The organism is Sulfurospirillum sp. 1307 (assembly GCF_054408545.1).
The window spans coordinates 1,033,757-1,046,999 of record NZ_CP176011.1; the positions used below are offsets into that span (position 1 = coordinate 1,033,757).

Here is a 13,243-nt window from a genome sequence, read left to right on the forward strand (position 1 = left end):
TTATCTAAAATTGTATAAATATTCGTTTATTTTATTTTTGATATTAGGATTAATATCTACATGTAGATCTAAAATTGAAAGAGGAAGATTAAAATCTCTCATCTTTACTTCGTCTTTTGAAGTAGTTAAAATCGAGCTTGCTTTATATTTTTGTATTAGCTCCAATAACTCTTCTTTTTTGTACATGTAATGATCTTCAAAATATATTTTTGCTTTTACTTTAGGCAGATACTCATCAAGCCTTTGTGGTTTTGAAATAGCTGTTACTAAAATCATGTTTTTCGTTTCATTTTTGATTGTAACTACTCTTTTAAAATCATCACTCTCTCTAACAACCAAATTTGCACTATTATAAAGGAACTTAGGCTCTCTATAAGCTCCACTAGGTAGGCAAAATGGAAGCTTTGGCTCAATTTTTGGGCGAATTAAAACATCAAATTTTTTTATAAAAGATTTAGAAAAACCATCATCTAAAAAGATAATTTTACAGCCCATCTTTATTGCTTTTAGTATAGCCTTGCTTCTATCTTCACTAACAATTACTATTGCATTGCTAAGGGCATTTGTATATAGTTTTGCTTCATCTCCACTTATATCCACAGGAGTTTCTTTAGTAACTACATGTAAGCCTTTTGAATTTCTTCCATAACCTCTTAGTATTATGGCTACGCTTTCGTAATTTTTTGCTAAGGAAATTAAAAAAGGAGTTTTTCCATTGCCTCCAATTGTTAAATTACCAATACTTATAATTGGTATTTTAAAATCAATTTTTTTTGACATAAGCCTTTTTGATATAACAATGATACAATATATTAGGCTGATTGGAAGTAGTAAAAATGCTAAAAAATTGTGTAAAAAGGAGTTTGGATAGAAAAGATAGTTTTCTATCCAAAGTATAATTTTTTGTCTTTTAGACACGGTTTTTAGCAATCTCTTTTATCTTTTTACTTATATAAACAACATCTTTAGAACTCAATCCTGGATAAATAGGAAGTGAGAGTATTTGTTGATAATTTATAAGTGCATTTGGAAAGTCATTTACTCTTAGATTATATTTGTGCTTATAATAGCTTAGTAAATGAAGCGGTATATAGTGAAGTGCTGTAAAGATTCCATTTTCTCTTAACTCTTTAGCAAAACCATCACGGTTTTTATCTACTTTAATTATATATTCATGATATATATGTTCACTCACTTTTATTGGCGTTGATATATGAGGACAATCTTCTAGTTCAGTGTTGTAAATATCAGCAATTTCTAATCTTCTTTTTGTAAAATCATCATTTTTCTTTAGTTGAGCTATGGAAAATGCTGCATTTAATTCATTTAAATCATATTTTAGTCCTATATCAACTACATCATAAACATAACCTAAGTTACTATATCTATCCCATCCATCACTTACAATAGCATGGTTTCTTAAAAGTTTTGCTCTTTGCATTAACTCTTCATTGTCAGTTACCATCACTCCACCACTAGCAATTGCATTTTTTGTTTGAGGTGAAAATCTAAAAACAGTTATATCAGCACCAGTTGAGCCAATTCTTTTTCCATTGTAAGTTAAACCCATCGCACAAGTTGCATCTTCTATAACTTTTACACCATAAATTTTTGCTAATTCATAAATCTTATCTAGTTTAGCAACTTGTCCTGCAACATGTGTTACAAAAATACCTTTTAATTTTTTATGATTACTTTTTTCCAAAACTTTTTCAAGCTCAACCACATCCATATTAAAATCATCTTTATCAATATCAACAAAAATTGGTTCAGCATCAAAATGTCTAACTACTTCAGCAACTGAAGGAAAAGAATTAACTGAACATATGATTTTATCTCCACGCTTTAAATCCAAAGCACACATTGCAAGATGCATAGCAGCTGTACTGTTACATGTAGATACAGAATATTCACATCCTATGTATTTTGAAAATTTATTTTCTAATTCTTCCACTCTAGAAGTGTCATCTTTCATTTCAAGTACTTCATTGATTAATGCTTTTTCTTCATGATCAATCAATGGTTTAAAAAATGGTATCTCTTTCTTTGGTAGATGCATAATATTTCCTCGTATAATAAATTTATCAAGTTACTAGATCAATTTAGAGTAGTAATTTGATAATCATTTAGACTTTGGTAAAGTTTTATTAGTTTTACCAACATCTAAAACAACTTACAGTTAAAGAGTTGAATGACAGTCTTTTTTCCTTATGAACTTGTATCTTCAAAGAAAGCATACTGCGTTTAACTAAAGTAACTTACATATAGGATGCAAAGATAGAATTTATTTCTAATCTTCTATCGTTACGAGGCTGTAAGAAAAAGTTAGACATAAAAGGATCAGTCATGTATTTCGTAGGAATAGATATAGCAAAAAGTTTTCATGTCGCAGCAGTGCTTAGTATTGAAAGTGATAAAGTATTAAATACTTTAAAATTAAACAATGATGAAGAAGGGTTTGAAAAGTTATTCTTGCTTCTATCATCTATTGATGAAATATCAAACTTCACTATTGCCATGGAAGCCACTGGGCTATTCTTTGAAAATCTCTATCTTTATTTGAAAGCAAAGGGGTTTAAGGTAGTATTACTTAATCCCTATCAAACAAATAGATTCAGAGAAATGGATACAATGAAGAAAGTTAAAAATGACAACATAGATGCACTAATGATTGCAGCTTTGATAAAATCAGGTAGATATTCCAAAGCGTATGTAAGTGAAGACTCATATCAAAGTATTAAATCTTTGTATAGACATAAGTCTAGCTTACAGGATGAACTAAAAAAACATAAACGACAAGTAAGTACTCTTCTTGCAGTTGTATTTCCAGAGATGGAACAAGTGATCAAAGATCCATTTAATGTTACTGGACTTGCACTGCTTGAAAAATATCCAACAGCAAAGCACTATCATCATGCTAGTGTAGATAGAATACTTAAAACTTTTAGAGGCATCAAGGGCAATAATTTCAATGAAAATAAAGCTACAAAGCTTTTAGAGTTAGCTAAGCACTCTATCTATCAAGGCAATGGTGTTGATGAGAGAGCATTTGTGATTCTATCTCATATTAGACAAATCAAATTTATCAACAATGAGATTGAGCAATGTGAAACTCAAATGTTAGCTCTTTTTAATCAACAACCAAAGCTTGATGCAAATGAAGAGCAAGAGGTTATGAATATCATTGATAATCTCAGAACCATACCTGGAGTATCTGATAAAACCATCTTTGCCCTTATGAGTGAATGTGGTGATCTATCTAGATTTACCAATCAAAACAGTTTCATAGGTTATCTTGGTCTTTATCCAACACTAGAGCAATCAGGCAATAAAACAGTTCATGGACCAATTGCAAAGCGTGGAGCCAAGCTAGCCAAAAAAGCACTCTACCAAGCTGCCATTGCTAGTATTAGACACAACAAAGAGCTTAATAAACTCTTCTACGACAAAGTCTCTTCTGGAAGAGTTAAAAAAGAAGCTGTTGTTATAGTTGCTAGAAAACTTGCTCATATCATTTTAGCTATTTACAAAAATAATGTTGCCTATAACCCACAAAGGGTATTCGTCACATCTTGATCTTTATCATTCAACTATTTAACAATAAGTTGTAATAGAACTTGGCAAATAAACATTGAGCCACATAGTGTCTCAACCATACCATTGTCAAACCAAACATTTTTAGTGTTTGATTATCAAAGCACTCTAGTAAAATTCTAGATACTTACCTAAAATGAGTGTTTCAAAAATCAAACATTAGCAAGAAAAAATCTCTTGCTATGTTCTTTAAAATTTCACTGTTAATATACTATTGTCTTTTTTAAATTTTACCTTTCGTTTAAGCTATTCTTTATAGGATTGCTTTTACATTTTGATATCGCGAGGATATAAAAAATCATGTCCAATTGTTCTATATCCTAATTTTGCGATGATTGGTAGTTTTCTTTTGAATTGATTTTGATAAATCTTTTTGATGATTAAATCACAAAGATTTTCATCAAAACCAGCTTCTAACATTTCTTCTTTACTTAAACGCTCATCAACATAAGCTTTTAATGCCTTATCAATAGTAGCATAACTATACCCAAGCTCTTCTTCGTCACTTTGACCTTCCCAAAGATCAGCTGAGGGTGGTTTGTTTATAATACTCTTTGGTACACCTAAAAATTCAGCAAATTCAAAAATTTCACTTTTATACATATCGCCAATAGGATTTATAGCACTTGCTAAATCTCCAAAAAGTGTTCCATACCCAAGTAAAAGCTCACTTTTATTACTAGTTCCTAGTACCAGTGCATTATGTTTTGCAGATAAATCATATAAAACTGACATTCTAATTCTTGCGCTAAAGTTTCCAACTCTCAGATTTGTTTTTTCTTTACCTTTAAAGTAATTATCTACTATATCACCTATAAAGACAGTTTGTGTTGCAATATCAAACTTTTTTGCTAACTCTGTAGCATCATCAAGACTTGATTTTGAAGAGCTAGAACTAGGAAGCATAACAGCACTCATGTTATCATCAAATGCTTTTTTTGCTAGGACTGCAACTACAGCTGAATCAATTCCACCACTAAGCCCTAATATTACACTTTTTAGACCAGTTTTATAAACTTCATCTTGCAGAAATTTTATAAGATAATTTTCAATTAGTTCGTATTTTTTCACTAAATTTCTTTACACTTTTGGATTGAGGTCATTATACTAAAGAAAATATTAAATTTTTCTTTTAAATGTAATTGTTTTATTTAAGATTTAGTTCTTTTAATGTACTATCATATATAGTAAAACGGAGACAGTAATGATATACAGAAACTTTGTTTCGTGCTTCAGTGAGAGGAATTTTTACTGGACTTCGTTCAGTAAAAAGGAGACAGTTAAATGAACATTAAAGCTCAACCAATGGGGATGTACCAAACAAATTGTTACATAGTAGAAATTGACAATAAAGAATTCATAATTGACCCAGGAGTTGGTGCAACTAATTGGGTTTTGCAAAATGTTAAAAATCCATATGCAATTTTAAATACTCATGGACACTTTGATCATGTTTGGTCAAATGCCGAACTCCAAGAATTACTAAAAGTTCCTCTTTATGTACCAATTGAAGATGAATTTATGTTAAAAGATGATCCTTTTGATCAAGGAACACCTCCATCTAATCCTGATGTTTTAGTTCAAGGTGATCAAGAATTTGACTGTGATGGTGTAAAGATAAAATATTTACATTTTCCAGGGCACACACCAGGATGTAGCGCAATTGTCATAGAAAATAGTTTTTTTAGTGGGGATTTTATATTCAAAAATTCTATTGGAAGAGTTGATTTTCCATATAGTAGCCCTAATGATATGAAAAAAAGTATCAATAAATTTTTAAATATAAAAGAAAATTACACTATATATCCAGGACATGGAGAGCCAACTAGTAGTGAAGCTGAAAAAAGAATTCTTCCTATGTGGTTAAATATGATTTAATTATTGAAAACTTCTATGTGCATTTTTGATATTTGTTTTGAAGATATGTTGTTCTAATACTATAGCTTGAAATATGCCCTCAAAAACTTTGATTTCATTTATGTGAGCGATTACTTTAATCTCTCTTTTTCTAGCATCTTCAAATTTTGCTCTTGCTTCAAATGTTATTAAATCACCAAGTTTTGTAGGAGCCATAAATTTTGTTTTAGCTCCAATGATTACAATATTTTCTTCATTTACTGAAGCTGCAGCTGCAAAATCAGCAGCACCAAATATAAAACCACTATGAATTAAGCCTAGTTCATCTACTATCATCTCTTTTGTTGTTTGAAGAGTTGTTTTTGCATATCCAGAATCAAGGCTTATAATTGTTCCACAAAGGCTAGAATTTATTTTGTTATGAGTTTTTAGATTTTCTTTATTTTCATCTACTTCTACAAGAGCTACTTCTTCTTCATCCTCGAATTCATGCGAAAAGTCTTCTTCTACTAGTCCTTGTTCTTCTTGAGTTTGTTCTTCATTTTCAGCCATGAAACTGCCTTATTTATCTTTTGTCTATTATATCGGTAAATTATTTTTTGAGTTTAACATATGCTCTTTTTGGAGCAGGGTAGCCTTCAATAGTTAAATCAGGATTATTTGGATCTAAAAAGTCATTTAAACTCTCTCCTAATATCCAATCTGTTCTTCTTTGCTCATTTAACTCAGTTTTTTTAATTTCTAAAAGTTCAAAGTCTGAAAATTTAGCTTTTATTGACCAGTTTTGCAGTGCTTTTATAGTTGGTACAAAGTATACATTTGGAATTTTGGAGTAAGTTTTACCTGGACACAAAGCATAAGGCTCATCTCCATCAATCATAAATGTATCTATTATCACTTCACCATTTTTATTTAGTGAATTGTATAAATCTTTTAAAGTTTGAACAGGATTTGGTCTATGATAAAGAACTCCCAAGCAAAATAAAACATCAAATTTGTGTTCAAAGTAAGGTAAATGCTCAACTCCAAGCATTTCAAATCTTATAGGAGTTTTTGCAAAATGGTTTATAAAATCAAATTGCATTTTACAAAGAGCGCTAGGATCAAATCCAACCAATTTTTTTGGATTTTCTTCTAGCATCCTAAAAAGATAGTATCCATTATTACATCCAATATCACCAACTATTTTATCTTCTAGATTAAAATATGGTTTAATCAGATTGTATTTGATAAAGCTTTTCCACTCAGTATCTATAAATGTATCAAAAACCTTAAAAGGCCCCTTTCTCCAAGGTCTAAGTCCAAGAGCACTATTGTGAATTTGCTCTAGTGTTGAAGCATCTAAGTCTTTACATGTAAGAGTTATGGAATCTTCTATTTTTAACTCACAATTTTGAATATTTGGAAGATTGTCTACTATGGCTTTTCTTACTTTGTTGTCTTTCCAACTAAAGCATTTTTCTTTTTCTTTTCTAATTTCATCTAGATTCATTACTGTTTATATCTTTGTAAATTTTGATTGATTTATCTTTTATAGTTTTGTATACTTTTTTAGTACCATCTTTTATGTCTTGAAATTCTACGAGATTCTCATCACAAGATTTATGATACTCTCCCATTGCATCATAGTACTCTTTACAATCATTGTAATAGTGAGTATCTATCCCTCTATCATTTACATAAAGACAGCCACTTAGTAAAAATGGTAAAATAAGAATTAATATTTTTTTCATAAGGATTATAATAACATTAAAGAAGTTAAAAAAGTATAAGGAAGATTATGAGTAGTGTAAGAGAGTATTTTGAGTTGATTGCTTCAACGCCAAGATGTAGCTTCAAAACAGAAAAAATGAGAAATAAGATAGTAGAACTTGCAAAAAAAATTGGTTATAAAGTAGAGATTGATAAAGCAGGAAATGTACTTTGTTCAAGTGGTAAACCAAAGGTTTGTTTACAATCTCATTATGATATGGTTTGTGTAGGAGATGTAAACCCAATAGAACTAATCGAAAAAGATGGTCTCTTAAGAGCAAAAAACTCAAGTTTAGGTGCTGATAATGGCATGGGAATGGCTATCATGTTTAGTATGATGGAAAAATATGATGATTTGGAGTGTTTATTTACAAATGATGAAGAAGTTGGCCTAATAGGAGCTTCAAATTTAGAGTTTCAAATCCAATCAGATAAATTATTAAACTTAGATGGAGAAGAAGAAAAAGATATTTATGTAGGTTGCGCTGGTGGTATTGATGTTGTATCTAAATTAAAATTAGAATATGAAACAACAAATAGTGATGAAAAAACTTATGAAGTAAGTATAAGTGGACTAGATGGTGGACATTCAGGAGTGGATATTGATAAAAATATTCCAAATGCAATCAAACTTTTAGCTGGTGAGTTAGTAAAACATGAAGTTAAGTTGGTTTTTATTGAGGGTGGAGAATTTAGAAATTCTATACCAAAGAGTGCAAAAGCCATTGTTACATGTAAAGAAGAGTTACATGTAGATGAAAGTTTTAGTATCAAAGAAATAGATAGTGCAGAAAAATATATCAAAAATGGAAACTTGATTTTAAAAAGTTTACATGCATTTGCTAGTGGGATTAGAGCATATGATAAAGAGTTTATGATACCTTTGGTTAGTGTTAATCTAGGAGTTATACGCATCGAAGATGAAAGCTTGAAAATTGATTGTTCTTGTAGGGCGATGAAAGATACAGACCTGATAACTCTAGCAGGTGAGATTGAAAGCTTTTTTAGTTTGATTGGATGTGAAACTAAACAAAGTGATATTTACCTTCCTTGGATTCCTAATGTGGGAGATTTTGCCAATATTGTAAAAAACAATATGAATAAAATATATAAAGATGCAAACTTCAAAGCTATTCATGCTGGTTTAGAATGTGGTATACTTATAGCCACTCAAAAAAAAGAGATTGAAGCAGTTTCAATTGGACCAACTATTAGATTTCCACACTCTCTAAGAGAAGAGTGTGATATGAATTCAGTAGATAGGATTGCATCAGTAGTTGAAAATATTTTAAAGGAATTATAAAAATGGCATATACTCAGTCAAAAAATTTAGAATTAGGGAAAAAATTAGAGCATTTTATTTTAGAAGATCCAAATGGAAATACATTTGATTCGAAGAAAAATTTTGGAAAAAGTGGGATGATAATTGCAGTTATGTGTAATCACTGTCCTTATTCAAATGCTATTTGGGATAGATTAAAAGAAGTTGTGAGATTTGCTAAAAAGCTAGATATTAATGCAGTTGCAATTAACCCAAATATCCACCCAAATTATCCTGAAGACTCTCCTGCTCATATGATAGATAAGATAAAAGAGTTTGATATAGACTTTCCTTATTTGATAGATGAAAAACAAGAAGTTGCTAGAAGTTTAGGTGCTGCTTGTACTCCAGAAATGTTTGTTTTTGATGAAAATGAAGAGCTTTATTATCATGGTAAGTTAGATGATCATTGGCATGATGAAAGAGGCGTCAAAGAGGAGTATTTAAGAGATGCAATAATTTCTTTATTTGGGAAGCAAGAACCACCAAAAGTTCAGTATCCTTCACAAGGCTGTTCTATAAAGTGGCTTGATACAGTAACTGGCTAATGAAAGATGTTCATATATTACTAGTTGAGGATGAGACTATCATAGCTATGGATATCTCATCCATTCTAGAGAATTTTGGATATATTGTTGATGAGGTTGCAAGTAGTACTGATGAAGCGCTTTTGTATGTAGAAAAATACAAACCTCATTTAGTTCTTATGGATATTTGTTTAGATGGAAGCAAAGATGGAACTGAAATTGTCGAAGAAATCCAGCAAAAATTTCAGATTCCAGTTATTTATTTAAGCTCATACAGTGATGAAACTACACTGGAAAAAGCAGGTTCAACTAAGCCTTATGGATACATAGTAAAACCAGTAGATGAAAACCAGTTAAATAGTACTATCCTTATAGCTCTTTCAAGATTTAAAGAGGATCAAAAGAAAAACAGTGGTGCGATCATTGAACTTAGTAAAAACTATAGCTATGATTTAGAAAAAGATGAATTAAAACATCTTGGAAGCCCTGTTAAACTTACAAAGAGAGAAAAAAAGTTTTTTTCATTTATGATACAGCATGTAAACAGAGTTATTGAGTACAATAAAATCATAAAAAATGTTTGGAGATATGAAGAAGTTCAAGTATCAACTCTTAGAAGTTTGGTTAGAAGAGTAAGAGATAAACTAGAAGATGATATACTACAAAATATCTCATCAAAAGGTTATGTATTAAAAACTTTAAGGGATTAATAGGTCGGAAGAGGTAGCGGATTATGGATTGTGGATAAGTGTAAAGTCCCTCTTCCTTGATAAAAATTATACATTAAAATTGTGTTGTTTTTGTGCCATTTTTTTTAAATTTGTGCCAAAATAAAAGAATATTCATTTATATTTATAACTAGTTTTAATTATACTTTAAAACTCTTTTTCGTTTTGCAATACTCTTTCATGAAACATTTATCTTCACATTCTGGTTTTACTGCTTTACATATATATCTTCCAAAAAGTACCATTGCTTGGTGTAGTATATGAAGATCTGATTTAAATTTTTTTGTTAGTTCTTCTTCAGTTTTTATAGCGCTATTTGCGTCACTTAATCCTAGCCTGTGAGCAACTCTAAAAACATGAGTATCAACAGCCATCAAATTTGCCTTGTTGTACTCAATCATAACAACATGAGCAGTTTTTTGGCCAACACCTGCTAAACTCATCAAATCTTTTTCATTAAGTGGTATTTTGCCATCAAAGTTTTCAACAACACTTTGTGCCATTTTTAAAAGATTTTTTGCTTTGTTGTTAAAAAAAGAGCAACTTTTTATCAATTCTTTAATATCATCAAGCGAAGCATTACTTAAAGCTTGTACATTTGGGTATTTCTCAAAAAGTGCAGGGGTTATGATGTTGACTCTTTTATCTGTACATTGAGCCGAGAGCATTACTGCTATTAAAAGTTCATATAAATTGTTATAATTTAACTCAGTTACTGCATCTTTGTATTTTTCAACAAATATTTTTTTTATTTCTTCAATCTCTTTTTTTGTTGCTTTTTTCATTTAAAATTTAACCTTGTATTATAATTCAAACATACTTACAAGTATTTTTGAAATTTCTTTTGATGTTATTTCATCAACATCTCCTAGTTTTTTTACAAGTCTAGTTTTATCAACTGTTCTAATCTGATCTAGCAACACTAACCCATTTTTATTTTGAAATTTTATTTTTGGTCTAAATATAAAATCAAAACCTTTAGAGGTCATAGGTGCAACTATAACAGTTTTTAAAATATTTAGTTCATTTGGTGAAACTACAATACATGGTCTTGTCTTTTGAATTTCAGAACCAATTGTAGGATTTAGCTTTACCAAGTATATTTCAAATCTTTTGATATCGACTACCATTGCCAGTCTTCTAAATCATTATCATTAAGGAAGTCTTCTAAAACATCTTCATCTTTAAGTTCTTTATGTTTAGATATAACATTTTCAATATTTTCTTTCCATAAGCTTCTATCAGAATTATTAACAGGTTTTATTAATAATCCATTTTCTAAAACCTCTAGTTCTAAACTTTTATTTTCAAGATTAGCTTGTTGTATTAATGGTTTAGGAATTCTAATTCCTTGTGAGTTTCCTATTTTTGTGAGTGTTGTCATCATAAACTCCTTTTAGTAATTATATTGTAATTACATAAAAAAGTCAATTCAAATTTAGCATAAATATTATCATCTTTTTACTACAAGGTAAGTTAATAAAGTATTTAATAAAAAGGAGTATAATGCGACTTTAATAGAAACATTAGTAAAATGTTACAAAAATTTATTTGATGAAGGATGTTTATGAAAAAAGTTATTTTAGGTACTATTGCAACACTTGCTATGGGTGTTAGTTTAAACGCTGCTGTTTATGCTACGGTTGATGGCATGGATGTTACAGACCAAGATGTAGCAACACTACTTAGAGCAATGCCAGGGGCAAAGTTTGAAAATCTTCAAAAAGAGCAGCAAAAAGCTGTAATCGATCAAGCTATTGAGAGAAAATTACTATCAAAATTGGCTGTTAAAGAGGGCGTGACTAAAGATAAAGAATACAAAGAAGCTTTAGAAAAAGTAAAGAGTGATTTAGCGCTTGAAATTTGGATGAAAAAAGTATTTAAAGATGTTAAAGTCAGTGATAAAGAGATTAAAGATTATTTTGATAAAAATAAAGATAAATTTGTAAAACCAGCAACTATAAAAGCAAGACATATTGTTGTAAAAACTGAAGATGAAGCAAAATCAATCATCAAAGATTTAAATGGTTTAAAAGGTGAGGCATTAAGTAAAAAGTTTATAGAACTTGCAAAATCAAAATCAACAGGACCTAGTGGCTCAAATGGTGGTGATCTTGGTTGGTTTAGCTCTAAACAAATGGTACCATCTTTTAGTGAAGCAGCATTTGCTCTTAAAAAAGGTGAGATTACAAAAAATCCTGTAAAAACTCAATTTGGTTACCATGTTATTTTAGTTGAAGATAAAAAAGATAGTGGACATGTTAAATTAGATGAAGTAAAAGTACAAATACAAAATGTCCTAAAAATGGAAAAATTCCGTGAAAAAGTTTCAAAAAGAGCAAAAGAATTAAGAAAAAAAGCAAAAATCGTTATTAAATAAAGGTTGATTTATGGCAAAAGTTCTTGATGTTGTAAAGGCGGGTGTTTTAGTTGGTGATGATGTTAAGAAAGTTTTCCAAGTAGCAAAAGAAGAGGGTTATGCTCTGCCTGCTGTTAATGTAGTAGGAACAAACTCAATCAACGCTGTTTTGGAATCTGCAAAAAAAGTAAATTCTCCTGTGATTATTCAATTCTCAAATGGAGGGGCTGCTTTTTATGAAGGAAAAGGCTTAAAAGCTGAACAAGCTGGAGTTTTAGGTGCAATTAGTGGGGCGCTACATGTACACACTCTAGCAGAAGCTTATGGTGTGCCAGTGATTTTACACACTGACCATGCTGCAAGAAAACTACTTCCTTGGATTGATGCTTTGTTAGAAGCTAGTGAAAAACATTTTGAGACTACTGGTAAGCCACTTTTTAGTTCACACATGATTGATTTATCTGAAGAAGATTTAAAAGACAATATCGATACTTGTGTTGAATACCTAAAAAGAATGAGCAAGATTGGTATAACTTTAGAGATTGAGCTTGGATGTACTGGTGGTGAAGAAGATGGAGTTGATAATACTCATCTTGATAACTCAGCACTTTATACTCAACCTGAAGATGTTGCATATGCTTATGAGAGATTACTAGAAGTTAGTCCAAACTTTACGATTGCAGCTTCTTTTGGAAATGTACATGGTGTTTATAAACCAGGAAATGTTCACTTGACTCCTAAGATTTTGGATAATTCTCAAAAATATATAGAAGAAAAATTCAAAACTGACACTAAACCAGTAAATTTTGTATTTCATGGTGGAAGTGGAAGTGAGCTAAGTGATATAAGAGAAGCAATCTCTTATGGTGTTATTAAGATGAATATAGATACTGATACACAGTGGGCATTTTGGGAAGGTACTAAAGAGTATGCCGAAAAATATCATGATTACTTACAAGGACAAATTGGAAATCCAGAAGGCGAGGATCAGCCAAATAAAAAATATTATGATCCAAGAAAATGGTTAAGAAGTGGCGAAGAAGCAGTTGTAGCAAGACTAGAGCGTGCTTTTTCTGATTTAAACTGTTTAAACAGAAACTAATAT

16 protein-coding genes are annotated in these 13,243 nt (G+C 30.3%); 7 read left to right on the forward strand and 9 right to left on the reverse strand.

Annotation, left to right across the window (positions count from 1 at the left end; translation table 11 throughout):
• Positions 1–918 carry a tetraacyldisaccharide 4'-kinase gene (locus ACKGJI_RS05330; protein WP_458701540.1) on the reverse strand — a complete coding sequence of 306 codons (918 nt, stop codon included), beginning with the start codon at positions 916–918 and terminating at the stop codon, positions 1–3.
• Positions 911–2,059, reverse strand: a complete 1,149-nt coding sequence (locus ACKGJI_RS05335; RefSeq protein ID WP_458701541.1) for a DegT/DnrJ/EryC1/StrS family aminotransferase — start codon at positions 2,057–2,059, stop codon at positions 911–913. The genes ACKGJI_RS05330 and ACKGJI_RS05335 overlap by 8 nt, the downstream gene beginning before the upstream one ends.
• A gap of 287 nt (positions 2,060–2,346) precedes the next feature.
• Between ACKGJI_RS05335 and ACKGJI_RS05340 the strand changes: the two genes are divergently transcribed.
• Positions 2,347–3,576 carry an IS110 family RNA-guided transposase gene (locus ACKGJI_RS05340; protein WP_458701542.1) on the forward strand — a complete coding sequence of 410 codons (1,230 nt, stop codon included), beginning with the start codon at positions 2,347–2,349 and terminating at the stop codon, positions 3,574–3,576.
• Positions 3,577–3,861: 285 nt separating this feature from the next.
• Here ACKGJI_RS05340 and ACKGJI_RS05345 read toward each other — a convergent pair whose 3' ends face one another.
• Positions 3,862–4,665, reverse strand: a complete 804-nt coding sequence (locus ACKGJI_RS05345; protein WP_458701543.1) for an NAD+ synthase — start codon at positions 4,663–4,665, stop codon at positions 3,862–3,864.
• 213 nt (positions 4,666–4,878) lie between these two features.
• Here ACKGJI_RS05345 and ACKGJI_RS05350 point away from each other — a divergent pair, with 213 nt between their 5' ends.
• On the forward strand, positions 4,879–5,472 hold the full coding sequence (locus ACKGJI_RS05350) for an MBL fold metallo-hydrolase (RefSeq protein ID WP_458701544.1): 594 nt from the start codon (positions 4,879–4,881) through the stop codon (positions 5,470–5,472).
• Here the strand turns inward: ACKGJI_RS05350 and ACKGJI_RS05355 are convergent, their stop codons facing one another.
• From ACKGJI_RS05355 to ACKGJI_RS05365, 3 genes are read right to left on the reverse strand one after another with little or no spacing between them, the layout of a single operon-like run.
• Positions 5,473–6,003: a PaaI family thioesterase gene (locus ACKGJI_RS05355; RefSeq protein WP_458701545.1), complete on the reverse strand. Its 531-nt coding sequence runs from the start codon at positions 6,001–6,003 to the stop codon at positions 5,473–5,475.
• Between the two features lie 40 nt (positions 6,004–6,043).
• Complete coding sequence (cmoB, locus tag ACKGJI_RS05360; protein ID WP_458701546.1) at positions 6,044–6,943, reverse strand: tRNA 5-methoxyuridine(34)/uridine 5-oxyacetic acid(34) synthase CmoB; 900 nt, start codon at positions 6,941–6,943, stop codon at positions 6,044–6,046.
• Positions 6,930–7,184 carry a hypothetical protein gene (locus tag ACKGJI_RS05365; protein ID WP_458701547.1) on the reverse strand — a complete coding sequence of 85 codons (255 nt, stop codon included), beginning with the start codon at positions 7,182–7,184 and terminating at the stop codon, positions 6,930–6,932. The genes cmoB and ACKGJI_RS05365 overlap by 14 nt, the downstream gene beginning before the upstream one ends.
• Before the next feature lie 47 nt (positions 7,185–7,231).
• On the opposite strand from ACKGJI_RS05365, the gene ACKGJI_RS05370 reads away from it, so the two are divergent.
• Genes ACKGJI_RS05370 through ACKGJI_RS05380 form a run of 3 tightly spaced genes read left to right on the forward strand, consistent with a single transcriptional unit; the run spans position 7,232 to position 9,761 of the window.
• On the forward strand, positions 7,232–8,506 hold the full coding sequence (locus ACKGJI_RS05370; RefSeq protein WP_458701548.1) for a zinc-binding metallopeptidase family protein: 1,275 nt from the start codon (positions 7,232–7,234) through the stop codon (positions 8,504–8,506).
• Positions 8,507–8,508: 2 nt separating this feature from the next.
• Positions 8,509–9,072 (forward strand): thioredoxin family protein, encoded by a 564-nt coding sequence (locus ACKGJI_RS05375; RefSeq protein ID WP_458701549.1) that lies wholly within the window; start codon positions 8,509–8,511, stop codon positions 9,070–9,072.
• Positions 9,072–9,761: a response regulator gene (locus ACKGJI_RS05380; protein ID WP_458701550.1), complete on the forward strand. Its 690-nt coding sequence runs from the start codon at positions 9,072–9,074 to the stop codon at positions 9,759–9,761. Before ACKGJI_RS05375 ends, ACKGJI_RS05380 begins: the two co-directional genes overlap by 1 nt.
• Positions 9,762–9,919: 158 nt before the next feature.
• Here the strand turns inward: ACKGJI_RS05380 and nth are convergent, their stop codons facing one another.
• From nth to ACKGJI_RS05395, 3 genes are read right to left on the reverse strand one after another with little or no spacing between them, the layout of a single operon-like run.
• Positions 9,920–10,564 (reverse strand): endonuclease III, encoded by a 645-nt coding sequence (gene nth, locus ACKGJI_RS05385; protein ID WP_458701551.1) that lies wholly within the window; start codon positions 10,562–10,564, stop codon positions 9,920–9,922.
• Positions 10,565–10,582: 18 nt separating this feature from the next.
• Positions 10,583–10,909, reverse strand: a complete 327-nt coding sequence (locus tag ACKGJI_RS05390; RefSeq protein WP_458701552.1) for a type II toxin-antitoxin system PemK/MazF family toxin — start codon at positions 10,907–10,909, stop codon at positions 10,583–10,585.
• Positions 10,903–11,163: an AbrB/MazE/SpoVT family DNA-binding domain-containing protein gene (locus ACKGJI_RS05395; RefSeq protein WP_458701553.1), complete on the reverse strand. Its 261-nt coding sequence runs from the start codon at positions 11,161–11,163 to the stop codon at positions 10,903–10,905. The genes ACKGJI_RS05390 and ACKGJI_RS05395 overlap by 7 nt, the downstream gene beginning before the upstream one ends.
• Positions 11,164–11,346: 183 nt before the next feature.
• Here ACKGJI_RS05395 and ACKGJI_RS05400 point away from each other — a divergent pair, with 183 nt between their 5' ends.
• Together ACKGJI_RS05400 and fbaA are read left to right on the forward strand one after the other, a co-directional pair.
• Positions 11,347–12,159, forward strand: coding sequence for a peptidylprolyl isomerase (locus ACKGJI_RS05400; RefSeq protein WP_458701554.1), 813 nt, complete (start codon positions 11,347–11,349; stop codon positions 12,157–12,159).
• A gap of 10 nt (positions 12,160–12,169) precedes the next feature.
• Positions 12,170–13,240, forward strand: coding sequence for a class II fructose-bisphosphate aldolase (gene fbaA, locus ACKGJI_RS05405; protein ID WP_458701555.1), 1,071 nt, complete (start codon positions 12,170–12,172; stop codon positions 13,238–13,240).
• Positions 13,241–13,243 lie beyond the last annotated feature (3 nt).